This is a genomic window from Acinetobacter sp. ANC 3882 (assembly GCF_022549545.1).
GTDB lineage: Bacteria > Pseudomonadota > Gammaproteobacteria > Pseudomonadales > Moraxellaceae > Acinetobacter.
Genome location: NZ_JAKZGB010000001.1, coordinates 314,405 through 338,991 on the forward strand (window position 1 = coordinate 314,405; position 24,587 = coordinate 338,991).

The window sequence follows — 24,587 nt, forward strand, 5'->3', positions numbered from 1 at the left end:
TCGCCATGCGTCCTTTATCCACGTTTGCCAATTTGAGTCGGCCTTTCCATAGACTATTCTTTCAGCAGATTAGTCTAAATTCTAGCTCATCAGAATTACAGCAAATTCTGAATGCAGAACCTCATCTGTTAATCGTTCTTAACCATGGACATATGTTTGCACCTGTGATTTCACTTCCTGCGCTGCATGATATTTTGGTTCGTTATGGAGGGGGAAATCGAAGGGTACTGACGGTCACTTTAAAAATTTACTACCAGCTTCCCATCCTTAAATATTTTACACATTACCTTACCCAGTCATTATCTAATCTCAATGCTAAAGAACTAATAGGTAAAATTAACAGTAATTCTGTTGATGATATTTTAATCATGCCAGAGGGTGAACATTGTGGCTTTGGTAATGGTATTGCTTTAGAGCCATTTATCAGCCCACGCTTCGCTGAAATTGCGATTCGAACCAACACACCGATCCTATTGGCTGTGCATCGTGGAACTCACTATTGGACACGCCATTATCCAGCACTTGGAAAATATATCGCGCGTTTGCCACAGGGTACGCCTTGGCTTTCTGAGCGTAGGAGAGCTTTACTGAACAAAGATGGGATGAATCTGAGCCGATTACGTGCCGGCAGATTAAAGCGTTATCCATGGTTTATCCAATTGCATCGTCCAACCATCACCGCCGCAGAGTTTGATGCTGCTAATCCAGAACAACAAGCAAAGATCATTCAACAGGAAGCCACTGTTGTTCATCAGAAAATGACGGCTGCATTAATAAATTTGCCTGATCCAGCTTAAAGAGGCATCTGAGAATGATTAATGAAGTTAAGAGTAAAATTGAGGTGTCATCATGACAAAAACAACACTACAAAGTACGTCACAGACAATATTGTCACCTCTTGGACGACTCAAGTCTAAAGCTATTTTTATTCGACAGACTCGATTTAAGCCAATTGATTTAGCAAAGCAATATACCCAGTCTACACTTCTATCACATTTTCTCACCGCATTGTCGTCTTCGTTCCCAGATGGAGAGCGTTTTTTTGTCGAAACGATTAGAAATGTGCGTGACCAGATTCAGGATGCCAGTCTGCAAGCGGACATCTCTGCTTTTATTGGACAAGAATCTATGCATGCGCATGCGCATGAGCAATTTAACCTGCACATTCAATCCAGTTCCTATCACCTCAAACGGTTTGATGCAGCATCCCGTCAGGAAATGATCAGACTCAGAACACTCTCCCCACGTCGTCAATTGGCGGCTACGGTTGCGCTGGAACATTTTACTGCCATGATCGCGGGATATATGCTCACCCATCCACGGTTAATCCAGCAACTGCCATCCAACATGGCCAGTTTATGGATATGGCATGCAGTTGAAGAAATTGAGCATAAACATATTGCTTTTGATGTCTATCAGCGTGTCTTTAACAACCTTGCACAACGTCGTCGTAGTATGCGAACCATTACCATAGGTTTTTTAACCAGTACCACGGTGATGACCACTTATTTGCTCTGGCAAGATCGTCAACACAGCCTAGGCAGTTTCCGACAGCTTTGGCAAAACCTGAAAGGGATGGGTTTCTTGGCACATATGGTGATCAGTTTATTGCCTGATTATTTTTCATTTTATAAAAAAGACTTTCATCCCTCAGATATTGACCAAACGGCATTGCTTGAACATTGGCGACAACAATTATTAACAAATAACCTAGTGGATACTAATCATCGCTCCAATACAGCCTAATAAGCAAAAAAGTCGTGCATCGCACATCCAAATAAATTCTATAAATCGAGAACTTGCTTATGAATAATAGTTTTGTACAACCAATGCTGGCTGCGAGACCAGTCAAGTTTGACTTTACTGAGACCCCAGCACACTGGATTTATGGTGATGCGTTCTCATCCCATCTCATTAATGGTATCAATCTGATTTTACCCATTGGCGAGCTATGGTTTTGCCGTGTGTATAACAAAGTACTGCCACATGTAACCGATCCAAAACTACGTGCGGATATGAAAGGTTTTATTGGTCAAGAAGCCATTCACTCACGTGCGCACAGCAGTGCACAAAAGTTCTTACATCAGCATGGTTTTAATACCAAGGAGTTTGAAGCCCGTATCGACTGGTTGTTCGGTCAGTTACTGGGCGAAAGTCCGTTCGGTATAAAAACGTTGAAAATCAAACAGCTTGAAAAAATATGGTTGGTGACCCGTGTCGGCATTATCGCAGCGATTGAGCATTTTACATGCATTCTCGGTCAATGGTCACTTGATAGTCGTGGTTGGGATAAAGCCGATCCAGTGATGGCAGATTTGTTCCGCTGGCATCTGGCGGAAGAAGTGGAGCACCGCAATGTTGCCTATGATCTGTTTGAGCGCTTATGTCAAACCGAATTAGGTTTTTATATCAGCCGACAAGCGCTGATGGCGGCTGTTTTTCCTCTGGTTGTTTATTTCCTCATTGACGCAGGCCGTTTTTTGGCAGGGCAAGATCCTGATCCTGCTGCGCGAACGATGGCACGTCAATCAGTGATACGGCTACTCTGGAAACTGGAAAAGGTCGGTCAGAAAACCGATCACGTCCCGACTTTTAGCCTACTTTTGCATGGAACTGCACGATGGATTGCACCGCGCTTTCATCCTGAAACAGAAGGTAATACCCAACAAGCACTCGACTATCTTAGCAAGTCTGCGGGTGTACTTGCTGCACAATCCATCACCAGTGTCTCTGGCATGCAACATTTAAAACACTAACGCTTACTTTATAGGGAATTGCCTCATGACAAACTCTTCACCACCATCCAATACACGACTAAAGTCACCCACTCTTCATTCAGATAAAACCAACCATCAGGAATCCTTTGATGCCATCGTGATCGGTTCAGGCGCTGGTGGGATGACGGCTGCTGCGTATCTGGCTGCCGCTGGAAAACGTACACTGGTATTAGAATCCTATACTGTGATTGGTGGCTGTACGCATGTTTTCCGCCGCAAAAACAAATGGGAATTTGATGTCGGCATACACTATCTGGGAGATTGCGGTCCACAAGGCGTTATCCCGACATTATTAAACGGTGTCGGTTTAAAAGGCAAGGTGGAGTTTTTACCGCTCGACCCAGCAGGTTTTGATACCATTGTTTTTCCTGATCGTACCCTAAAAGTACCCAAAGGTTGGGATCAGTATCGCAAAAACCTGATCGCTGCTTTTCCAGATGAAGAAAAGCAAATTCTTAAAATCGTTGATATTCTGGAAAAAGTTGGTCGTAGTATTGACCGAAGTACGACACCTGCTTCCTTACCTGGATTAGCAAAGTTCCTGGCTAAAAGTGGTTTAACGGCACGATGGGCTTTGCGTACACTGACGCAGTTACTGGATGCACATCAATTAAGTTCAGGGCTTAAATCAGCATTTGCCGTGCAATATGGCACCTATGCCAGTCCACCACATCGTACCCCAGTGGCGGTTCATGCGACCATGTTGCAGAATTTCTTACGGGATGGTGCATGGTTTCCTAAAGGTGGTGGACAAGTGTTGTCTGCTCGTCTTGGTGAAGTGATTGTTGCCAATGGCGGAGAGATTCGTACCCGTGCGCCTGTGGGCCGTATCTTGATTGAAAATAAAAAAGTGGTTGGCGTTGAACTGGAAAATGGAACTCGTATCAATGCACCGATTGTGGTGTCCAATGCCGATATTAAAAATACCTATTTGAAAATGGTAGGACGTGAACATATACGCCGTAGTACCGCATGGCGGATCAATCGTATGCGCATGTCTCAGCCATTTTTCAACTGTTATTTGGGTGTAGATATTGATTTGACAGAACATATGTCTAATACAAATTTCTATTCAATTCCTACCTCTGAAGACATGACATCGCTTTATTATGATCTCACTGAGAATCGTGGCGGTTATAGTCAAGATGAGCTTATAGAGCAATCGAGGAAACGTCTGGGTGCCTATATTAGTGTCACCAGTACCAAGGATCGTGGCAATCTACGCGCTGCACCTGAAGGTTGCTCAGTACTCGAAGTCATGACCTTATGTCCAGAAGATCTGGCATTTTGGGGACTTGATCACTGGCCTAAAGATGGTGATGAAAGCTACCGCAAAAATGCACGTTATCGAAAGTCTAAAGAAGCCATGACTCAAATTATGATTCAACGTGTTTCTGAGGTTATCCCAGGCATAGAAAAGCATATTGTTTGGTGTGAAGCGGCGACACCTCTGACACAGCATCGTTACACCCGAGCATCAGGTGGCACACCTTATGGGATTGAGTTATCTATTAGCCAATTTGTGCCTTTCCGCCCTGGAGTACGAACAGAAATTAACGGACTGTATATGTGTGGTGCAAGTATGGCGTGGGGCCCCGCAGTTGAAGGTGCCATGCTATCAGGGATGCATGCTGCCGCTGCCGTGCTAGACCGTGATTTAAATACTGAAATTCGGAGTGGGACTGTCCTTGGAGTCACATTACCCACTGATCCAGAAGGTGAGTGGGATCCGTTTGAAGTAGCTCAAGCTGTGGCGGGTAAACGTCGCCGTCGGCGCGTAATCGTACGTTAAATGCTCCTATTATTTAAGATCAGTACATCGATCTAACGGATAAATTATTTAACTCTAAGTGGTAGAGCAATAATAGCGTCTCTACCACTTAGACCTTAGTCAGATATTACTAATAGCCCAACTATTCGATCGACAGAGCCAATTTTGTCTGGTTTTCTGCAATCCATAAGGCGGTTTTTTTATCTCCATTGTGCAGCCATTCAAAGCATTCTTGATGCAATATTGACTGAATATAACCAATACTTACCCCCTTGTAGCCTCTAACCCCAATTTTACCCCTTCGCTCAAGTTCCAGATTAAGCTGATCCGTAGTGAGTTGAGTAATCTCCTTAATACGATCTAACATAATTTTCTGATATTCAACAACAATATCTGAGGTTGATGAACTTTGCTTGAAGTCCGTTGGGAAACTCAATGTATCTTCTTGGTTATTCATGTTATAGCCATCCTTCTAAATAGAAAATAGAAAATAGACGTTTTTAATTATCTGCAACGAGGAGAATATTAGTAAAATTTCTGACGAAAAAGAATTGTATCAAACGGCTTACTCTCAAGTGTTACTAATTAGTGCTTTTTATAGGTATTTTGAAGCTTTCGACTAAGGATCAAATCTCATAACGGTATAATTGCAAAGCTGATGAAAGCTCAATAAATGTCTCAAAGTTTAGGAATAAAAATTGACAAGTTATCTTGGCATAACTATATTTAATTCTATTAGTTCTTTTTTGGAACTAGAGTGGTTTAAGTGATACCCGTTGGTCACATGTACCACTGCTGAGCAATGTGATAGTGGATGATCTGATCCTCCAAATTTGGCTTTAATTTTATGGCATAAGGGTTAAACATGCATAAAACCATACACGTTTCAACTTTTATTCCTGCACCACCAGCAACTGTATTTGATGTATTTACTCACTACCATACCTATCGACAAATCACAGGGGTAAGAAGTACACGACTCATTCAGGCTGGACAGCCTGAAGAGGCCAATGGATTGGGGGCGATTCGAGAAATTGATCTAGGGTTTGCAGTCTTTCATGAGCAGGTCACGGCTTTTCATTATCCCGATTATTGGGATTATCACTTTATCAAATGGCCATTACCTCTGACCCATATTGGCGGACGGATGTCATTTAAGGCAGTCTCTGGCGGCACTCAAATGACTTGGGAGTCTACCGTTGAGATCAAAGGTCTAGCCAAAGTTGTACTGCCATGGTTCGCATGGTTTAGTGGCTATGGACTAAAGCTAGCCTCTATACAAATGAAACGTATTGTATTGCAAAAAATAAATGCAAGATAAACATGTATATTCTGTTGAAAAAGTGCTGCTCGTGTTAAAGGACAATACGGCCTTGCGCAATGATGGTGTGATCGTGAGCTTATGACTATATTACTCAAATAAACTATGACAAAGCTGGCTAAAGCCCATATGTCAAAAGAGAGCTTTCACATCACCTATGATGTGCAAGCTCTCTAATCTTCTTCTCGGTAAGTTAAGCCTGATCAGCCACCCAATTGCCATGAAAACCTAGGGGCACGCGGATTGGCAGATCAATGACCGCTAGTGGCGCCTCCCCCATTTTTTGCGCGTCCAAAATGACAACTTGGCTAAACCCACAATGGATATCATGCACATAAGACATGAGCCAACCGTCATTCTCAGCAGCATTGGGATGCCGTGGAACGAAAATCACCTCACCAGTGAGTTTGTCCGCACCATAGTGGTGTTCAATGAGTTCACCAGTTTGTAAATCATGACGAATGAGATAGTTTGGTGCTACAGAAACTGCGCCTTCGCCGATGCTTAGGGTATAAGCATAACGATAGGGCTTTCCTGCACGACGTTCATCCATGCGTGGGAATTCTTGAGCAATGTCAGAAATTACTTTGCGTTCAACTTGACCTGTTGCAAACTTAAATGTCCAGCGCTCAAAGGTCACCTTTACATCCTTTTCAACAGGCCCCTGCAATGACTGATCAAATGTTCGATCATGTACTGCTGCATCCAACACAACATCGCCATTGGCTAAATCGAAAGCATTTGACGTATGGAAAATACAACAGGGATCTACGCTAAACCAACGGATATCTTTAGCCTTACCATCATGTGCAAGTATACCAATACGAGCTTTATGTCGCGGATTCCAGATATAAGGGAATTTACTGCCTTTGAGCACCCTTGTATAAGAAAAAGTCGTCGGCAAATCCAGAACTAATACTTTGCTTTGGGTAATTGCGCAGTCATGTATCATCGGGCCGTGGCGAACCGGAATCGAAACATGGTGGATTAACTGGCCGTCTTTATCGATTTGTATGTAACAGAGCTTGTTGTTATTCATGAATGCATCATAGCAAACAGCATGGATCGTTCCTGTATCAGGATCAACATGTGGATGAGCTGTGAAAGGCAAGCTTGTTTTACTGTTAAATAAACCATGACGGACTGAATTGAGTTCTGCATCCAGTTCAACGGGATATGCCCCAGCTTCAATAAGCGCCCATAACTTACCCGCATGACCAATGATATTGGTATTAACAATATCCTGAACGCCACGACGTGGACCCGGTAAAGATGGTTTACCGAGTTTCTGATTAACACTATCAACGCCTATATAACGATTGCGATACCACACAGCTTTACCATCATCTAAACGTAAAGCGTGTACCATCCCATCCCCAACAAACCAATGATATACAGCAGGATTCTCTACGTCTAAAGGATTTGGTCCCATACGTAACAGCAAACCTTTTAAGGCTTTTGGAATTTCACCTTGTACATGAAGATTCGTTTCAGTGTATTCTGCGCCTATAGGTGCAAATGGCCCCTCTAGGAAAGGATTATGTGCTTCATACGGTACGCTTCTTTGCAATTGATTGGTTACCCAACGCACAGTCTTATGCACCGTTTTACCGATGATGGCTGTTGATCCCATGAGAGTCTCCCGACGAAAATTGATGATGCACTATGTAATAATGTGTATAACATACACATTATTACATAGTGCATGAGGATATTAATAGTGTCAACATTAACCAAACTAAAAAAAGAAAGTTCATCAAACTATCATCATGGCAATCTACGTGACTCATTGATTATTGCGGGATTAGAAATACTGGAATCAACCCAGAGTACTGAGTTCAGTCTACGTGAGCTGACACGCCAGGTTGGTGTTACTGCCAATGCCATCTATCGTCACTTTGCCAACAAAGAAGAATTACTCACGGCAATGGCAGTAGAAGGGTTCCGAAAATTGATCAATGCCCAAGGTATTGCGGTTCAGACATGCTCCAAGCCTGCAGAAAGTTTTCTGGCTGCTGGGAAAGCCTATATCATTTTTGCCTGTCACAACCCAACATTGTTCCGCCTTATGTATGGACGTTTTTCTAGCGTAACCGAACACGAAGAAGTCAAAACTGCAGCTCAGTTTGCTTATGATGCGATGCGCTATAGCTTGGCTATCGTACTTGGTAAACCAGCCGACGAACAACAGGTGATTGTTGCCTCCATACATGCATGGAGTGTTATTCATGGGTTGAGTCATTTGATTATCGATGGTCAAGTAGATCGCCACGTCACGAATATTGAGGACTTGATTAATGCAGTCATGCAACAAACATTACCACTATTGACTTTGCGTAAATCTGATAAAAAATATTAAAACTTAACGTGTAACGAGGATCTGTCTGTGAAAACCTTAGATGACTATCTTTATGCTGCAATGAGAGAAAATACACGCAAAAGTTACGATTCTGCGGTACGTCATTTTGAAGTTGATTGGCAAGGATTCTTACCTGCCACAGCAGATAGTATTGCTCAATATTTGGTAGATCATGCAGAAAATCTATCAATCAACACATTAAACCAACGGCTGGCAGCACTCGCGCAGTGGCATATTGATCAAGGCTTTCCTGATCCTACTAAAGCTCCCCTTGTTCGCAAGGTATTTCGCGGTATTAAAACACTACACCCTGCCCAAGAAAAAAGAGCTAAACCTTTCCAGATTGAACAATTAAAAATCGTTTCAGACTGGCTTGATCAAGCTATACATAATGCGCAACAACAAGGTCGATATGGTGAGGAGTTACGTCATACTAGAAATAAGGCTATTTTATTACTTGGTTTTTGGCGTGGATTTCGCGGTGATGAACTCACCCGGTTACACGTGGAACATGTTGAAGTTTTCCCTAGTGAGGGTATGATTTGTTTTTTTCCACAAACAAAAAGTGATAGACAACACAAAGGAACCTCCTTCAAAACCCCTGCACTATCACAATTATGTCCTGTAGCTGCATATTCTAACTGGATCAAGCTGACAGGCTTAGTTGAGGGTTCAGTGTTTAGAGCGATCAATCGGTGGGGGCAAATATCCAGTGGCGGTTTACATCCTGATAGTTTGATTCCCTTGCTGCGCAGTTTGTTTAGAGAAGCGTGTATTGATGCACCAGAACTTTATAGCGCACATTCATTACGTCGTGGCTTTGCCAACTGGGCAACAGCAAATGGTTGGGACTTAAAGATGCTGATGGAGTACGTGGGCTGGAAAAACATTAACTCTGCCATGAGATATATTGAAAGTGGTGATCCTTTTGGCCGACATCGTATTGAACTTGGTTTAGTTAAACCCTTTTCTATAGAAAAGTGATTATTTTTTCAGAGAATTAGCATATAAAAGGAGACCGCATTGGTTGATGTTTATGAAACGGCATACCCTCGATTTAAGCCAGATTTGACAACACAAGAAATTCAAGCAATTTACTCCCCCTCACAAGAGGATATCAAATTTGCTAGAGGCTCCACAAAAGCGTTGCCTTTATGTATTTATTTGATGGTTTTGCTCAAATCAATTCAGCGTCTGGGTTATTTTCCGATGCTCTCAGAAGTTCCAAACTCTATCATTCAATTTTTAATTAAACAGTTTACTGAGCGTAATGTTTCTATAAAGAGCTTGATTTCTGTAGAAAATTCCGATTCAAGACAAAGATTTATGGAATATATTAGGCTTTATTTAAAAGTTAAGCCAATTACTCCAGAGACAATAAAAGCAATTGAGCAAGCATCTCAGCAAGCCGCAGAAACGAAACAAGAGTTAGCTGATATTATTAATGTGGTGATTGAGGAGTTAATCAGGCAAAGTTTTGAGCTTCCAGCATTCAGCACATTGAGTCGGATAGCTCAAAGGATCAGAAGTAAAGTAAATGAGGAATATTACACAAGCATCATTAATGAACTTTCTTCAGAATCCATGTCCAAACTTGATAACATGCTTACCCTGAGTTCAAGATTATCAATAAGTGGTTGGCAAAAAATAAAGCAGGAACCAAAAAAACCAACAAATAAGGAAATTAGACAATACATTGAACATATCCAATGGCTTAAGGTTTGGGAGAAAGACATGCCAACCATAGACCATATTCCCTTCGTCAAAAGGCAGCAATATGTTTACGAAGCTCGTGCCTTGGATATTAAGGAGATGAAAGCATTAAAGCCCAATAAACGATATGCTTTAATGATTGTTTTACTGCATGCACAATTGGGAAAAGTATTAGATGATGCAGTGGATATGTATATTAAAACACTGAGAAAACTCCATTTTATTGCAGAGCAACGACTGCAAGAGTATTTTATTGAACACCAGAAACGTGCTGAAAAACTCATTACTCAGTTAAGAGATGTCCTAGAGGCTTTTCAGGGAGGACAATCAAACGAAGAACGTGGTGAGCGTGTAGCTAGTGCAATTCACTCAGAACCCGCATTACTTTTAGCCGAATGTGAGGAGCATATTGCGTATTCTGGAAATAATTATATTCCTTTCTTACAAAAACCCTATCAATCACATCGACCATTATTATTGAACTGCTTGAGTTTATTGGAGTTAAAACCAACTTCTTCAGATATATCATTGATTCATGCAATAAATTTCATATTAGAGCATAGGAGTAGCCATAAAGTCTGGCTTGAATATCCAATTCAGAACGGCAGCTTAAAGTGGATACCTGAAAAATGGCGTAAACTCATATTTGATCAATCTCAAGTTACCTCACGGCTCATTAACCGCAAGTATTTTGAGTTGTGCGTGTTGACCGAAACAATGCGTGACCTGCAATCTGGTGATTTGTATGTGAGCAATAGTGACCAATATAGTGATTATAGAGATCAATTAATTGATTGGGATGAATATGAGCAGCAATCCTTTGACTATGGGGCAATGCTTGATATACCGATTGATCCCCAAGAGTTTACCAATCACCTAAAACAATGGCTTGCAAACACTGCCTCAATAATCGATAAGAATTTCCCCAATAATGAAGGCGTTGAACTCAATGGTAATGAAATTATTATCCGAAAACAGACTGCTCAAGCTAAACCAGCCACGCTTGATCGTATTGATAAACAATTGACAGAACGACTCCCCGAAAAAAATATTCTAGATATTCTGGTTGAAACTGAGAAGTGGCTTGATTTACATAAACAATTCAAACCATTATCTGGTTTTGAAGGAAAAATTGATGATCCTCGCAAACGCTTTGTGACCAGTCTATTTTGTTATGGTTGCAATCTGGGGCCATCTCAAACTGCTCGATCAATCAAAGGTTTCAATAGACGACAAATTGCTTGGTTAAATCTTCGCTATATCACTGAAGAAAGATTAGATAAGGCTATTGTTCAAGTGGTTAATGCCTATAATAAATTCTTGCTACCCAAATACTGGGGCACAGGTAAAAGCGCTTCTGCCGATGGTACAAAGTGGAATATGTATGAACAAAACTTGCTATCCGAGTACCACATTCGTTATGGCGGCTATGGTGGCATAGGTTATTATCATGTCTCGGATATGTATATTGCGCTATTTAGCCATTTCATTCCTTGTGGTGTTTACGAAGCAATTTATATTCTTGATGGTTTAATTAAAAATGAGTCGGATATTCAGCCAGATACGTTACATGGCGATACTCACGCACAAAGTGCACCAGTCTTTGGTTTAGCATACCTATTAGGTATTAATTTAATGCCTCGGATCAGGAATCTGAAGAAGCTGGTATTTTTTAAACCAGATCGCACAATAAAATATACAAATATTAATGGGATTTTTAGTGAATCCATACAATGGGATTTAATAGAAACACACCTTCCAGATATGTTGAGGATAGTGCTCTCAATCAAAGCTGGAAAAATTACACCATCTACTATCTTAAAAAGACTTGGCACCTCCAGTAGAAAAAATAAGCTTTATTTTGCATTTCGTGAATTAGGACGAGTGGTAAGAACAGAGTTTTTATTGAAATATATTGGAGATGCAGATTTACGTAAAACCATTAGTGCCGCTACCAATAAAAGCGAAGAATTTAACCAATTTATTAAATGGTTGTTTTTTGGAAATCAAGGAGTTATTGCAGAAAACATTAGGTATGAACAGCGTAAAGTTATCAAATATAACCAATTGGTTGCAAATTTGGCAATTTTACACAATGTTGAAGCGATGACTGGTGTTTTAAAGCAATTGCAATCTGAGGGAGAGTTTATTAACGAGGAGGTATTAGGAGGTCTCGCACCATATAGAACCGAGCATATAAACAGGTATGGTGATTATATTTTGAATCTGGATCAGAAAAGTAGACCACTAAACTATAGTGTTAAAATAATCAATAAAAATTAATTGGTTAAAATAAGTTTTGCGGAATTTTACACGAATCCCTGCCAACCCTCTATTACAGCAAGGCTATGTAAAAACAACGACGGAAGCAATTAACCTGATTCAAAAGTCACGTCCTTGGATTGTTTTGAGTAAGACTCATATTGCTGAAATTAATCGTTTTCAAGCTCTTCTTGTAAAGGAGGTGCATCAATGAAAATGGATTTTGTGATCATTAGCCAGCTACTAAAACAAAGCAATAGTCTTTTAAAATCAGGCTATTTAGCATTTATATTGTCGATTATCATCTTATCTTTATTTTCAAAAATGCAGGTCATATTTCCACTCCTGCTGATCACTGGCTTATTGATTGTCCATCATTATGTTTTTGTTCGGGTCCAGTTTGATCAAGGGCTGATACAGCATATGATTGAACAGCCAGAGAATATTGAAAACCTCACCCAGCAATTAGACCAATCACTGCTCAAACTAAAGTTAATTCCCGCTGAAAAAACAGGACGTGACTGGTTACAACGTTTCAAGGGGTGTTTAAGATTGTTTAGAATACAGATGAGCATTGTATTAGTACAATATGCTGTATTCATTGTACTTTTTTATAAATTAGCGCATAGATGAAGGTTGAATGAAAAAAAATATAATCACGCAATCAGTTGCACGTTTTATTGCTTTTCTAACACGGCGCAGTGCTAGACTCCTGACGGGTGCAAGAAGTTTATGGGTCGGCTGTGAGCCTGAACTCAAGCAAAGAATCTATTATGCCAACCATAATAGTCATATTGATTTCATTCTATTATGGTCTTCTTTGCCCATTCATATCCGTCGACAAACACGACCAATTGCCGCGTCTGATTATTGGCTTAAAGATGGATTCAGGCGTTTTCTGATTCAAGATACTTTTTCAGGTGTCACTATTCAGCGTAATCGCACAGATCAACAAGATCCTTTACAGCCTGTCAAAGATGTATTAGCTCAAGGTGATTCGATTATTTTCTTTCCTGAAGGAACAAGGAACTTGAATGATGATATCGAACTGCTTGAGTTTAAAAGTGGGCTATATCATCTCAGCCAACAATTTCCAGAAGTTGAAGTTGTTCCTGTTTGGATTTCCAATTTAAAACGGGTGATGCCTAAAGGTGCATTTATCCCCTTACCTCTGCTCTCAACAGTCATCTTTGGTGAACCCTTAGCACTTGATCAACTCACAGACAAAGACCAGTTCTTGCAACATGCTCAGCAGCAATTATTAAAATTAAAAGAGGCCGAGAATCAATGAGTTTAGACAACTTGCAACAAACTTATCTATTGTTTGGCATCTTTGCAGTCATTTTGATTATCGCTTCAAGTATTGGCTTTATTCTGAAGCAAAAAGCAGGGTTAAAACCATCCCCCGTTATTGATAATTTAAATGCCCGTATCAATGCATGGTGGATCATGCTGATTGTCTTGGCTGCAGCAATCTTATTGGGTAAAACTGCTTTTATTGTGCTGTTTGGCCTCATTTCTTTTTTTGCATTAAGAGAATTTATTAGTCTATTGCCCACACGGCGCGGTGACTATCTTCCCTTACTGATTGCGTTCTACTTCGTTATTCCTTATCAATATTATTTGGTCTACACCAACTGGTATGGATTATTTTCTATTTTCATTCCACTCTATGTGTTTCTTCTAATCCCAATTGCAAGCTTGAAACTTGAAGATACAACACATTTTTTAGAACGTAGTGCCAAAATCCAATGGGGTTTGATGGTCAGTGTCTTTTGTATTTCACACGTTCCCGCCCTGCTCAATTTGGATTTACCAAAATTTACAGGGGAAAAAATTTGGTTGGCGATTTGGCTGATTATGGTGGTGCAAGCATCTGATGTCCTGCAATATGTATGTGGCAAGCTGTTCGGAAAACATAAAGTTGCTCCTACCCTTTCCCCATCAAAAACAGTAGAAGGTTTGGTGGGCGGTATCATTCTTGCCACAGCACTCGGTGTGCTGATGTCAGCATTAACGCCATTTAATTATTGGCAAGCAGCATTGATTGGATTGATTGTTTGTATTTTCGGTTTCTTTGGTGGGCTGGTCATGTCTGCCATCAAGCGTGATCGTGGTGTAAAAGATTGGGGGCAACTCATTCAAGGTCATGGCGGTATGCTGGACCGCATCGACTCCATCTGCTTCTCTGCTCCAATATTTTTCCATATCCTTCGCTATTGGTGGAGCTAATCCTTAAAACAAAGAATGACCAATGCTGACTTGCCGATAGAACTTCGGTGTAACATTGGTCCACTTTTTAAATGCACGAGAAAAATGAGAAATATCAGCATAGCCTAAACGCTCTGCAATTTGCTCAATGGAAAGTTTGGGCTGTTTCAATAACCGCTCTGCTTGCTTCCTGCGGACTTCGGCCACCAGAATCTGAAATGAAGTTTGCTGATTGCTTAATTGTCGTTGTAATGTTCGTTCTGAAAGATGTAATTTTTCAGCCACCTGTTTTAGCGATAAGAAACCATCCTCTTCATGATAAAGTAATGTTTTGACCTGAGCGTCCAGACTATCCTTCTGCCGTCTTTTTAATGACAGCTTAGAGGCATCTTGTTCACACTGTTGTTTGCTTAAGCGTGCCAGTAACGCATCTGCTGTCTTTAACGGCTGCAGTAGCAACGCCTTATTGAAAGTTAAACAATCTTTTTCACACTCGAAGCTAACATTTGAATCATTAAAAATCTTAGTATTTTTATAAAAACTGGGTTGCTGTTGCTGAAACTGAAAGTGGACTGCAAGTTTATGCTGCACCAAGTTTTCCAAAATTCGAGAAAAACCCAAGATTAAGAACATCGTTCCCTGTTGATTCAACTTAAACTTTGGTGAAGGTTGATGAAAGTACAAATAAGCCATTTCTGCCTGTATTTTCAGTTTAGGTTGAAACACTGAACAATGTAAGCCAATAAATTGCTCTAGAATCTTGATCGCATCCCCTAATGTTTCAGAGGCAGTCGCGGCAATACCAACATGACCATAACAAGAGATTCGCATTTGCTCTGCAAGATAGAGGCTAAGTGCAGGTTCATGTGTCAGTAATGCTGCTTTTTCCAATAGATGATTGAAGATTTCGAAATCTACATACCAAAACGGTGCACTTAAAGTTTGTGCTGAAATCCCTGTTCCAGACAAAAGCTGTTCAGAAGACACATTCCATTTTTGTATGACTTCAACCAATAAATTGACGTAAGTACCTGGTAATTCTGGATTCATGTGATCTCCATGAGACAGCGGAAATTTGGCGCAAAATGGTAAATATTGGCGGTTAATGAACTATGACAGCTTTCTTACTTTAAGCATAGTAGCCCTATCTAAAAACTCAGATTTTAAACTGGTGACATCATGCATATTTTGATCGTACATGCACATCCTGAAAAGCAGTCATTTACCGCAGCCCTCAAAGATACGGCGCAGCAGACTTTTGAACAGCAAGGTCATACTGTCGAAGTGTCTGATCTCTATGAAATGAACTTTAATCCTGTTGCTTCTAAAGATGATTTTGGCAGCCTGAATCAAGTTGATTATTTTAATTATGCGTTGGAACAGCGTCATGCATTTAAACAACACCAATTTGCACCAGATATCCAAGTGGAAATTGAAAAAGTTCAACGTGCTGATCTGGTTATATTTAACTTTCCTTTGTATTGGACCTCTGTGCCTGCCATCTTAAAGGGTTGGATTGATCGTGTGTTTGTATCGGGTCTGTTTTATGGCGGTAAACGTTTCTACAATCATGGTGGAATGACTGGCAAAAAAGCGATGCTGTGTTTAACACTTGGCGGTCGTGAACATATGTTTGGTGAAGGTTCGGTGCATGGGCCGATTGAACATTATCTATCATCACTACAACGTGGCACATTGGCTTATGTGGGCTTTGAAGTACTGCCACCATTTATTGCATACCATGTACCCTACATTAGCCAAGAAGACAGACAAAAGATCGTGGTCGATTTTGAGCAATACTTACAGAACCTAGATGACTTACAGCCATTAGAGTTTGTTTTATTGGAAAATTTCGATGAGAGAATGAATCCACTCGGATAAATCGGAATGTTGTTATGGTGATAAGGCTCTATTTAAAGAACCTTATCACGATAATTCTTAGAATTTTATCTCAACACCAGCTTTGATGGTACGACCTGGAATCGGCATACCAATCACGGTACCTGGATCAAAGTTATAACGATTTGTTAAGTTATCGACATTAAATGACAACGCTAAATTTGGATTCCACTTATAACTCGCAAATACATCAATTAAAGTTTCAGAAGAAATTTCGGTCACTGCTCGTCCACTTACACCTGTACCTGCCAACCAGCCTTTAGGATTTGTCTTTTCCGAATGGTATTTAGCACGTGCACCAACAACAAGTTTATTTTCAAACAGATTTTTACCGATCGTGATATTAAAAATCTTACGCGGTGGTAGACGAGTTGAAATCAAACTCCAAGAATCACCCACCTCATTACAATCATCTTTAGTTGCTGGGCAGACTTTAGGTGCTTGATACAAGGTTCCATTCAAATTGGCAAAGAAACTTGGGTGGTTATAAGAAAGATCTAACTCCAAACCTTTCAGCACAACTTGATTATAATTGACGAATGTATAAGAAGTTGTATATGGAAGAATATAGTCAGGCGTAATCTGGTTTGGAATATCTTTTCTTTGTACGCCCTGAGTCAGAAAGTCTTTGGTTTGGTTACGGAAATAATTCAGGTTAAATTTCAAATGATCATCTTGAGCGAATAGATTTTCTCGCTCCCCCATAAACCCTAACTCGATAAGACGAGAATTCTCTGGCTTAATCGGTAGGTCTGGATCATAACTAAAGGTTTGACCAGAAACAGTTGATTCAAAGAGGCTTGGACTACGATGTGTATTGGAGAGTTTTCCATAAATATCGATACCATCGACCAATTGATAGTTCAACTGCGACATCCAATCAATGTTGCCTCCAAAGTCACGTACAGCATAACCCTTATTATTTAAGTCTGAATGCGCCACCGGTGTCATTGGTCGATACTGATCACCATAGTCTTTCACTTTTGCTTTATGCCATTTACCGCCTAAACTCAAAGTAAAATCATTAAAAAGATAGTCACCATTCAGAAACACTGAAGATTCTTGGCGTAATCCATCCCTTGCAATTTCATGATCAATCAAATTACGTGGCTTCATACGCTGTTCATCGTAGGTTAAGCCATAATTCAATGTGGCCATATCAAATTTACTGGTATTTTCTAGGTTCAAACCACTACGATAATCTTGGAAACTCCCCCAATATTGATCACCATAACTAGAATTCTTCATACCGATCATGCCATTGTGCTGGCGATATTTGGCATTGGTATGCCACATCCCTAATTCAAGGTCTACCCACGGATTATGCTTAGGCTTATACGTATAGCTCGTACTGAATGCATTAATTGCGGCTGAACCCAAAGACCATTGCGGCATGGTATAAGCATCTTCTATATATTTTGGCTCAACATACTCGTCATCGATATAGCCGTATGGCGGTGAGTTAGGATCAATCACTTTGGATCGACTCCAATAAAAGGCCATGACTTCACCCGCTTTTTGCACATGACGACGTAAATTTACCTCCACACGATGTTCATCAGTGATATTCATTCCAGCTTTAATAATACCCGAATCACTTTGATAACTGGTATTCACGACCTCTTGACCAGGGCCCACATCGACGATATCCCGTTTTTCGTAATACTCAATACCATGTTTTCCAGCATAGTAATTGCCGACTTCTCGCTTACTATAAGCAGCAACCAAATCAAACATATCGTTTCGATAAGCCAGTGCCAACGTGCCTGCGCCATTTTGAAAATTGTTTGAGGAAATTTTGTTATGAAGCCGATAAGACATCTGCTCCTTTTCATTATCTGAGGTGTGAGGTGTTCTGTTATTGTTGTAGAAGCTTCCTTTGAGCATTACACCCGCATTTTGATTAGGCAGTAGAATATCATTGGCGCTTAAGGTCCGCATTTTTACAATTCCCCCAATTCCTCCCACGCTAAATTTAGCCCGAGATGCACCTTTCTCAACCTCGATTTGGCTAATCAAATCCATATCGATGTAAGTACGGTCACTCTCTCCCTGATAACCTCTGAAAGTATGACTGGACTGTAAACTACCATCAATGATTACTGGTACACGTCCTTCACCCTGCATACCACGAATGCCGATATCAATCGCACCCGCTTCATTGCGTAAACTGTTGACTTGTACCCCTGCAATATCCGAAAACACATCACCATTGCCCGTTCCTCTGAATCGACTAATCTGTTCTCGATCAAGATGAGTGGTATTTACCTTTTGCTTTTGTGGTTCAGCATTCACTTTAATTTCTGGCATCAGGACAAGAGCTTTAGCATGCTGCTCTAATTGTGAACGAGTATTTGCATTGGAAGTGAGTTTCTCAGCATGCCCAAGCATGGAACTGGTTTTGGGTACTAAGAGATAGGTTTGCCCTTGTTTGATCACTTGATAAGGTTGATCAGCCAAGAGATAGTCAAAACCCTGCTTGACAGAGTACTTTCCTACGATCCCCTTACTTTTTAACCCCTTTAAATGGCTAGAATCATAGCTCAATACAATGCCAGACTGAGCCGCAAAGCTTGACAGCACATATCCCAATTGGTTCTCTGCAATTTGATAATTTCTCTCCACTGCGGGCTTGTCTAATACCTGAATAGATGAGGTTATTTCGGCATAAGCTCCACTGATACAAAAACAGTGTATGAGGATTGCGAGAGTTTGCTTCTTAAATTTCATAGGAGGATCCACACTTGGTAATGATTTTCATTTTCAATAATCATTACCCAGTGATTTCGAAAAATATGACATTAAATTTCAATTTTTTCTGCTCTGCTCCATATCCATAGCATACAAGCTAGCAAAATAAGCATGAGCGTTAACTTGATGTGCATATGCAGAGATGAAAGTATCAAGCTGATTGAAACTAAAACAATAGTTAAGGCCATCATCCACTTACGTACACGGGAGATGGATTTAAAACCACCTGTATATTGCGTAAGCAACAGATGAATATAACGATTCTGATGAATCCAGTGATGCAATCTCGTAGAGCCTTTAGCAGCAAAAAAGGTGGCGAGGAATAAGAAATCAAAAGTAGGCACGCCAGGTAATACGATACCCAGCACTGCCAAAACCAGACAAACAATGGTTAGTGCGATAAACACTCCACGCATGATAAGCGATGCATGGAGTTTTTCTTTTTGCGGTGCTTGTAAAGCCTCTACATCACCGCAATCTGTGCTTTTCGCCTTACACCTTACAGAAGCGTTTTTGGGCATAGGGTAGCTACTTAATCAATATTTTTCAGCAGGCTGCCAAAGTAATCAAATGCCTGTTTAGCTCCTAAAATGACTTGATCTTGTTCACTCTCACTCAATTGAGCCGTATCAAGTTCAGCAATGAAGTGCTTCCACACCCGTGCTCTGCCTTCTGGATATGCAGCCAGATTACGTGCCCCAAACTCAGCAGTAAATCCTAAAAGCTGCTGTGCTTGTTTAAATAAAAACGCTGCACCCAGCGTCGAACCTTCCGAGACATAGATCCAGCCCAATGCTTCCGGAAAGTCGATATTTTCAGTGAGTAGTTCCTGTGCTTCTGGTTTGAGCTGCAAGTCATAAAGATCCAGTAAAGCTGCCTGAGAACGACCACGAATATCCAAATCAGAAATAAGCGCGGAAACCTCAGGATGCCGAAATAAATATTCGACATTTTGCTGAAAATAATATTGAGCCAAGGTAAATTTTGCATAACGCTGTGTATCAGCAAATACTTGAGCTTTCTCCATCAAAAGATGCATCTGTTGGTGCTGGCTGGCGGTTTCATTTTTTAACCGTGATGCAAGCTGATTGAGGACGAATGAAGTTGCCATGAGATTTCTCCAGTTACTTTGGTTTAACTGTATTACCCGTCCAAAGTTGAAAAGCTGACAGCAATTTTCAATTATTTTTCACTTTTTTCATTTTTAGCCCGAATTGTAATGACATGATCGCCTAAATGTCGCTGCATACGAATGGGATAGCTTAATTCCAAAGCCGACTGCAACTGAGTTAAGTTATTGACGGGATAAGAACCAGAAACTTTTAATGATTTCAATTCAGGATCAAGATCAGCATATTGATGCTGATAACGCCCAATCTCTTGAAAGAGCTGCTCTAAAGGCATTTCAAATGCCATAATCATCTGATTTTTCCAAACCAATACATTCGGATCAAGCTGTCCTAACGCTTTAAAGTCCGTATCATCAAAACATAACTGCTCACCTGCCCGCACAACTGTCATTTTTTTAGATTGATTCAAAGTCACTTTGACCGCACTTTCAATCACGCCTAAACAGGTTTGCTGTTGTTTATTTTTGAGATATTGCACATTAAAGACTGTTCCTAACGCTTGTAAATGAGCACTTTCAGTCTCGACAAAAAATGGACGATCGCTTTGAGTCTCTTTTGCGGTATGAATCTGTATTTCACCGTAGTGTAATCGCAGCGTTCGTTGAACGGGTGTATAGCGAACATCAAGCGCTGTATTGGTATTTAATTGGAGTTGCGTTCCATCTTCCAGTGTCACATTCTTCTGCTGACCCGTAGCTGTGCTGTAATCTGAAAGCCAGAAATATTGATAATCAGAATTCCATGCGAGGATACTGCCCAGACATGCAATACAAGCCACAACAAGTTGTTTGGTCCACTGAAACTGCGCAGCTTGATTGCCTTTTTTAATGATTTCATGACCATTTTCAGGAAAATAATCAAAACTACTCAGCAGACGCTCTGCTTTCAGCCATGCAGTTTGATGCGCTTCGCTTTGACTTTTCCATTTTTCGAATTCAATCTGTTGAGATTCAGTTAATGCTGCTGCCTGAATTCGTACAATCCATTCAGCGGCTTCTTTCAAAATTTTTGCCTGCGACATGCCAATCTCAATCCATGATCGCTAAACATTGAGTCAGTACAGCAACCAAATCTCGCATAACCGTTCGTGTAGAAATATTCAAACGATTCGCAATCTCTTGCTGTGTAAGCCCCTCAAGTTGTGACCAGATAAAGACCTGCTGTTGACGTTCAGGCATTTGATTTAACAATTGATTAATCAAACATAGTGATTCAATTGCAGATATTTTTTGCTCAGGACTAATTTCATCATACTCAGGTCTACTAAGTGCTTCCAAATAGGCTTTTTCTATTGATTTACGCTGGTACCAATTGATCAATATTCCCTTTGCCACCGTTGTTAACAGTGCACGAGGCTGATCAAAATACAATTGATCTTTACGTTTTAAAATACGAATAAAGGTATCATGAGCTAAATCTGCAGCATCTTCACTGTGATTGAGGCGTCGTTTCAACCATTGATACAACCACGAATGATGTTGACGATAGAGAGTATTGACTGGATCAGACATTTCAAAAGATAATGAGAATCATTAATAATATCTTAACAAAAAATAAGAAAATGACCACCTCTGTTTTATACCTTAATCGCTATATCTATGATGATTAATTGAATTTTTTTAAAAGTAGTTTTTTTAACACTCAAAAGACAGTCACACTGCTTTTTCTTCAACCTTAAAACGAGTTTCGCTTAGCCTTCAACAGTACTGAAGACTCCACAATTGCACTATTTTATCTAAGACTTTCAGGTCTCACCGAAGCACTGCCTTGCACATGTTTCCCGCTCGCTTTACCACCCACTTTCATATGAAACGTCAATGAATCGTCATAAAGGTGACACCGTGTTGTCACAAGGTCTGTCTAGTGTGTTGACATCTTTGTTATGGATGAAGCAGATGTTGAATAAAACCAAACGATGGCTGGCATGTCTTTATGTTTTCCCCATTCTATTCGCACTTACAGCGTGCAATGACTCCAGTGACGATCAGACAGCAGTAAAACCTGATGACACCAAGAAACCAGTCATGCGCTGTGCACCATAAACATAAGAACAACGAAGATAGGGAAAATATTGTGATTAATCGTCGTCAATTTTTAGCAAATACACTTAAAACTGGCTTTGGTGCTGCTGCGTTAACCACCTTTCCAGCCAGCATTCAAAAAGCCTTGGCGATTCCTGCCAACAATAAAACGGGCACGATTCAAGATGTTGAGCATGTCGTTATCCTCATGCAAGAAAACCGCTCCTTTGACCATTATTTTGGAACATTAAAAGGCGTTCGTGGTTTTGCCGATCGTTTCACCATTCCTTTGCAAAATGGCCGTACAGTTTGGCAACAACAACGCAGTAATGGGGCGTTATTAACTCCCTTTCATTTAGATGGCTCAAGTAATAATGCCCAACGCACACCTGGAACCAACCATACTTGGGTGGATAGCCAACAAGCGTGGGACAATGGCCGCATGTCAAACTGGCCAACCTATAAAACTGATTACGCCATGGGGTATTTCAAGGAACAGGAAATCCCCTATCAATTTGCATTAGCCAATGCTTTTACAATTTGTGATGCTTATCATTGCTCAATGCATACTGGTACAGATGCAAACCGATCCTTTCATCTCACAGGAACCAATGGCGCAGTGCCGACCAGTACCGCATTTGTCAATAATGAATGGGACTGGATCGATGGCGATCCCGAAACAGTTGATGTCGGCTATACATGGAAAACCTATGCCGAACGTTTAGAAGAAGCTGGGGTCAATTGGATTTGTTATCAAAATATGCCTGACGAATGGGGCGATAACATGTTGGGTGCATTCCGCAGCTTTAGAAAAGCCAACATCGACTCTGGCTATCCTGTTTCAAGTGGTGGTGCACCCAATAGTCCTTATAATGCGGCCGCACAAAAGCTGCCTTACAAAGCCTACGATGCAAGCACAGATAATGCCAAAAATCCGCTTTATAAAGGCATTGCAAATACTTTACCAGGCAACAAACCTGAAGAGTTTTTAGATGCATTTAAAAATGATATCAAAACTGGAAAATTGCCACAGGTGTCTTGGATAAATGCACCTTCAATTTATTGTGAACATCCTGGCCCATCTAGCCCAGTACAAGGCTCATGGTTTATTCAAGAAATACTCGATGCATTGACAGCAGTGCCTGAAGTTTGGAGTAAAACCGTTTTCCTGATCAATTTTGATGAAAATGATGGCTATTTTGATCATGTTCCTTCTCCATCGGCACCGACATTACAAGCTAATAATACCTATGCAGGCAAATCAACACTTAGCCAAGCCGATATGCAGTATGAATATTATTCTCATGAAGCACCTCTAGGCAGCAAAAGTCAGCCCAAAAAAGACAATCGTGTATATGGCCCTGGTCCTCGTGTACCGTTATTTGTGATTTCGCCATGGAGTCGCGGTGGGATTGTGAATTCACAAGTCTTCGACCATACTTCAGTACTCATGTTTTTAGAACAACGTTTTGGCGTCAAAGAAAGCAATATCAGTCCTTATCGACGTGCCATTTGTGGGGATCTAACTTCTGCATTCAACTTTAAAAACCCTAATGAAGATGTATTGCCTGAATTAAATGGCAAGCAAACTCGTGAGCAAGCGGATCAATTGCGTAGTGCACAGCAGAACTTACCTTATATGCCGATTCCTACCAATTTACAATTGCCGATTCAAACCAGCGGTATTCGTCGTTCAAAAGCATTGCCTTATGAATTGCATACCAGTGCGCGCTGCCTAAATGATGGCACAGTCAAGCTGTTGTTTTCGAATACAGGCACACAAGGTGCTGTTTTTCATGTTTACGACAAATTAAACCTCAACCGAATTCCGCGACGTTACATTGTCGAAGCAGGCAAAAGCTTAGATGATGTATGGAATGTACAAAAGGATAATCAAGGCTTATATGATCTTTGGGTCATCGGTCCGAATGGTTTTCATCGTCATTTCAAAGGTGACCTGAACCGCAACCAAGATTTACAGATTAATCCTGAGATTCGTGTTTGTTATGATATTGCCAATGGTAATGTTTATGTCGATCTGAACAATACTGGCACTAAAGATATTGAGTTGATGATTAGCCCAGTGGTTTATCGTACTGATGCTCCACTAAAAGTGATCGTGAAAGCTGGACAAAGCTCTACTCAGCATTGGGAATTGCAAGATGCTTGGCAATGGTATGATTTTGCTGTGACTTGTACTCAGGATGCAAAGTTTTATCGCCGTTTTTCAGGTCGTGTAGAAACAGGTGAAGACTCAGTGAGTGACCCTGCAATGGTTTAATTTTGAATTCATCTCATTGAAACCGCCTCAATTGCAGATGCAGTTGAGGCGGTTTTTTTAGATTAGATCATCTGATTGAACCGTTAGCCTT

At 40.6% G+C, this 24,587-nt stretch carries 22 protein-coding genes; 14 read left to right on the forward strand and 8 right to left on the reverse strand.

What is annotated here, in order from left to right; genetic code table 11:
* Positions 1 to 5: 5 nt before the first annotated feature.
* From MMO42_RS01675 to MMO42_RS01690, 4 genes are read left to right on the forward strand one after another with little or no spacing between them, the layout of a single operon-like run.
* Complete coding sequence (locus MMO42_RS01675; protein WP_241318918.1) at positions 6 to 797, forward strand: hypothetical protein; 792 nt, start codon at positions 6 to 8, stop codon at positions 795 to 797.
* Between the two features lie 52 nt (positions 798 to 849).
* Positions 850 to 1,746: a metal-dependent hydrolase gene (locus MMO42_RS01680; protein ID WP_241318919.1), complete on the forward strand. Its 897-nt coding sequence runs from the start codon at positions 850 to 852 to the stop codon at positions 1,744 to 1,746.
* Between the two features lie 59 nt (positions 1,747 to 1,805).
* Entirely contained in the window at positions 1,806 to 2,756 is a 951-nt protein-coding gene (locus tag MMO42_RS01685) for a metal-dependent hydrolase (RefSeq protein ID WP_241318920.1), read from the forward strand.
* Between the two features lie 25 nt (positions 2,757 to 2,781).
* Positions 2,782 to 4,569, forward strand: a complete 1,788-nt coding sequence (locus MMO42_RS01690; protein WP_241318921.1) for an NAD(P)/FAD-dependent oxidoreductase — start codon at positions 2,782 to 2,784, stop codon at positions 4,567 to 4,569.
* Positions 4,570 to 4,690: 121 nt separating this feature from the next.
* Here MMO42_RS01690 and MMO42_RS01695 read toward each other — a convergent pair whose 3' ends face one another.
* Positions 4,691 to 5,005: a hypothetical protein gene (locus tag MMO42_RS01695; RefSeq protein WP_241318922.1), complete on the reverse strand. Its 315-nt coding sequence runs from the start codon at positions 5,003 to 5,005 to the stop codon at positions 4,691 to 4,693.
* Positions 5,006 to 5,413: 408 nt separating this feature from the next.
* On the opposite strand from MMO42_RS01695, the gene MMO42_RS01700 reads away from it, so the two are divergent.
* A complete protein-coding gene (locus MMO42_RS01700; RefSeq protein WP_241318923.1) occupies positions 5,414 to 5,869 on the forward strand; it encodes an SRPBCC family protein in 456 nt (151 codons plus the stop codon).
* A gap of 193 nt (positions 5,870 to 6,062) precedes the next feature.
* On the opposite strand, the gene MMO42_RS01705 is transcribed toward MMO42_RS01700, so the two are convergent.
* Positions 6,063 to 7,502 (reverse strand): carotenoid oxygenase family protein, encoded by a 1,440-nt coding sequence (locus MMO42_RS01705; protein WP_241318924.1) that lies wholly within the window; start codon positions 7,500 to 7,502, stop codon positions 6,063 to 6,065.
* An 87-nt stretch (positions 7,503 to 7,589) separates the two neighbouring features.
* Between MMO42_RS01705 and MMO42_RS01710 the strand changes: the two genes are divergently transcribed.
* From MMO42_RS01710 to MMO42_RS01735, 6 genes are all read left to right on the forward strand, one after another.
* The gene (locus tag MMO42_RS01710; RefSeq protein ID WP_241318925.1) at positions 7,590 to 8,228 is read left to right on the forward strand and encodes a WHG domain-containing protein; all 639 of its coding nucleotides are present in this window, start codon (positions 7,590 to 7,592) and stop codon (positions 8,226 to 8,228) included.
* A 27-nt stretch (positions 8,229 to 8,255) separates the two neighbouring features.
* Positions 8,256 to 9,212 carry a site-specific integrase gene (locus MMO42_RS01715; protein WP_241318926.1) on the forward strand — a complete coding sequence of 319 codons (957 nt, stop codon included), beginning with the start codon at positions 8,256 to 8,258 and terminating at the stop codon, positions 9,210 to 9,212.
* Between the two features lie 39 nt (positions 9,213 to 9,251).
* Positions 9,252 to 12,224 (forward strand): Tn3 family transposase, encoded by a 2,973-nt coding sequence (locus MMO42_RS01720; protein ID WP_241318927.1) that lies wholly within the window; start codon positions 9,252 to 9,254, stop codon positions 12,222 to 12,224.
* A 189-nt stretch (positions 12,225 to 12,413) separates the two neighbouring features.
* Positions 12,414 to 12,836 (forward strand): hypothetical protein, encoded by a 423-nt coding sequence (locus tag MMO42_RS01725; protein WP_241318928.1) that lies wholly within the window; start codon positions 12,414 to 12,416, stop codon positions 12,834 to 12,836.
* 7 nt (positions 12,837 to 12,843) lie between these two features.
* Positions 12,844 to 13,494, forward strand: coding sequence for a lysophospholipid acyltransferase family protein (locus MMO42_RS01730; RefSeq protein ID WP_241318929.1), 651 nt, complete (start codon positions 12,844 to 12,846; stop codon positions 13,492 to 13,494).
* Complete coding sequence (locus tag MMO42_RS01735; protein ID WP_005294021.1) at positions 13,491 to 14,435, forward strand: phosphatidate cytidylyltransferase; 945 nt, start codon at positions 13,491 to 13,493, stop codon at positions 14,433 to 14,435. The genes MMO42_RS01730 and MMO42_RS01735 overlap by 4 nt, the downstream gene beginning before the upstream one ends.
* A 3-nt stretch (positions 14,436 to 14,438) precedes the next feature.
* Here MMO42_RS01735 and MMO42_RS01740 read toward each other — a convergent pair whose 3' ends face one another.
* A complete protein-coding gene (locus tag MMO42_RS01740) occupies positions 14,439 to 15,464 on the reverse strand; it encodes an AraC family transcriptional regulator (RefSeq protein ID WP_241318930.1) in 1,026 nt (341 codons plus the stop codon).
* A 129-nt stretch (positions 15,465 to 15,593) separates the two neighbouring features.
* On the opposite strand from MMO42_RS01740, the gene MMO42_RS01745 reads away from it, so the two are divergent.
* Positions 15,594 to 16,295, forward strand: coding sequence for an NAD(P)H-dependent oxidoreductase (locus MMO42_RS01745; RefSeq protein WP_241318931.1), 702 nt, complete (start codon positions 15,594 to 15,596; stop codon positions 16,293 to 16,295).
* A gap of 57 nt (positions 16,296 to 16,352) precedes the next feature.
* On the opposite strand, the gene MMO42_RS01750 is transcribed toward MMO42_RS01745, so the two are convergent.
* From MMO42_RS01750 to MMO42_RS01770, 5 genes are all read right to left on the reverse strand, one after another.
* Positions 16,353 to 19,043, reverse strand: coding sequence for a TonB-dependent receptor (locus tag MMO42_RS01750; protein WP_241318932.1), 2,691 nt, complete (start codon positions 19,041 to 19,043; stop codon positions 16,353 to 16,355).
* 71 nt (positions 19,044 to 19,114) lie between these two features.
* Positions 19,115 to 19,585, reverse strand: a complete 471-nt coding sequence (locus MMO42_RS01755; RefSeq protein ID WP_241318933.1) for a YbaN family protein — start codon at positions 19,583 to 19,585, stop codon at positions 19,115 to 19,117.
* Positions 19,586 to 19,596: 11 nt separating this feature from the next.
* Positions 19,597 to 20,175: a biliverdin-producing heme oxygenase gene (locus MMO42_RS01760; RefSeq protein ID WP_241318934.1), complete on the reverse strand. Its 579-nt coding sequence runs from the start codon at positions 20,173 to 20,175 to the stop codon at positions 19,597 to 19,599.
* A 71-nt stretch (positions 20,176 to 20,246) separates the two neighbouring features.
* The gene (locus MMO42_RS01765; RefSeq protein ID WP_241318935.1) at positions 20,247 to 21,215 is read right to left on the reverse strand and encodes a FecR family protein; all 969 of its coding nucleotides are present in this window, start codon (positions 21,213 to 21,215) and stop codon (positions 20,247 to 20,249) included.
* A gap of 7 nt (positions 21,216 to 21,222) precedes the next feature.
* On the reverse strand, positions 21,223 to 21,705 hold the full coding sequence (locus MMO42_RS01770) for a sigma-70 family RNA polymerase sigma factor (RefSeq protein WP_241318936.1): 483 nt from the start codon (positions 21,703 to 21,705) through the stop codon (positions 21,223 to 21,225).
* Between the two features lie 306 nt (positions 21,706 to 22,011).
* On the opposite strand from MMO42_RS01770, the gene MMO42_RS01775 reads away from it, so the two are divergent.
* Together MMO42_RS01775 and MMO42_RS01780 are read left to right on the forward strand one after the other, a co-directional pair.
* Complete coding sequence (locus MMO42_RS01775) at positions 22,012 to 22,236, forward strand: hypothetical protein (protein WP_241318937.1); 225 nt, start codon at positions 22,012 to 22,014, stop codon at positions 22,234 to 22,236.
* 31 nt (positions 22,237 to 22,267) lie between these two features.
* Positions 22,268 to 24,496, forward strand: a complete 2,229-nt coding sequence (locus tag MMO42_RS01780; RefSeq protein WP_241318938.1) for a phospholipase C, phosphocholine-specific — start codon at positions 22,268 to 22,270, stop codon at positions 24,494 to 24,496.
* Positions 24,497 to 24,587: the final 91 nt, after the last annotated feature.

What these genes read in the sequence shown, in the direction of transcription:
- MMO42_RS01675 (WP_241318918.1), top strand. Translation starts at nt 6, where the DNA reads ATGCGTCCTTTATCCACGTTTGCCAATTTGAGTCGGCCTTTCCATAGA.
- MMO42_RS01770 (WP_241318936.1), bottom strand. Translation starts at nt 21,705, where the DNA reads ATGTCTGATCCAGTCAATACTCTCTATCGTCAACATCATTCGTGGTTG.
- MMO42_RS01695 (WP_241318922.1), bottom strand. Translation starts at nt 5,005, where the DNA reads ATGAATAACCAAGAAGATACATTGAGTTTCCCAACGGACTTCAAGCAA.
- MMO42_RS01700 (WP_241318923.1), top strand. Translation starts at nt 5,414, where the DNA reads ATGCATAAAACCATACACGTTTCAACTTTTATTCCTGCACCACCAGCA.
- MMO42_RS01705 (WP_241318924.1), bottom strand. Translation starts at nt 7,502, where the DNA reads ATGGGATCAACAGCCATCATCGGTAAAACGGTGCATAAGACTGTGCGT.
- MMO42_RS01735 (WP_005294021.1), top strand. Translation starts at nt 13,491, where the DNA reads ATGAGTTTAGACAACTTGCAACAAACTTATCTATTGTTTGGCATCTTT.
- MMO42_RS01775 (WP_241318937.1), top strand. Translation starts at nt 22,012, where the DNA reads ATGAATCGTCATAAAGGTGACACCGTGTTGTCACAAGGTCTGTCTAGT.
- MMO42_RS01760 (WP_241318934.1), bottom strand. Translation starts at nt 20,175, where the DNA reads ATGGCAACTTCATTCGTCCTCAATCAGCTTGCATCACGGTTAAAAAAT.
- MMO42_RS01685 (WP_241318920.1), top strand. Translation starts at nt 1,806, where the DNA reads ATGAATAATAGTTTTGTACAACCAATGCTGGCTGCGAGACCAGTCAAG.
- MMO42_RS01745 (WP_241318931.1), top strand. Translation starts at nt 15,594, where the DNA reads ATGCATATTTTGATCGTACATGCACATCCTGAAAAGCAGTCATTTACC.
- MMO42_RS01765 (WP_241318935.1), bottom strand. Translation starts at nt 21,215, where the DNA reads ATGTCGCAGGCAAAAATTTTGAAAGAAGCCGCTGAATGGATTGTACGA.
- MMO42_RS01730 (WP_241318929.1), top strand. Translation starts at nt 12,844, where the DNA reads ATGAAAAAAAATATAATCACGCAATCAGTTGCACGTTTTATTGCTTTT.
- MMO42_RS01750 (WP_241318932.1), bottom strand. Translation starts at nt 19,043, where the DNA reads ATGAAATTTAAGAAGCAAACTCTCGCAATCCTCATACACTGTTTTTGT.
- MMO42_RS01680 (WP_241318919.1), top strand. Translation starts at nt 850, where the DNA reads ATGACAAAAACAACACTACAAAGTACGTCACAGACAATATTGTCACCT.
- MMO42_RS01740 (WP_241318930.1), bottom strand. Translation starts at nt 15,464, where the DNA reads ATGAATCCAGAATTACCAGGTACTTACGTCAATTTATTGGTTGAAGTC.
- MMO42_RS01755 (WP_241318933.1), bottom strand. Translation starts at nt 19,585, where the DNA reads ATGCCCAAAAACGCTTCTGTAAGGTGTAAGGCGAAAAGCACAGATTGC.
- MMO42_RS01725 (WP_241318928.1), top strand. Translation starts at nt 12,414, where the DNA reads ATGAAAATGGATTTTGTGATCATTAGCCAGCTACTAAAACAAAGCAAT.
- MMO42_RS01690 (WP_241318921.1), top strand. Translation starts at nt 2,782, where the DNA reads ATGACAAACTCTTCACCACCATCCAATACACGACTAAAGTCACCCACT.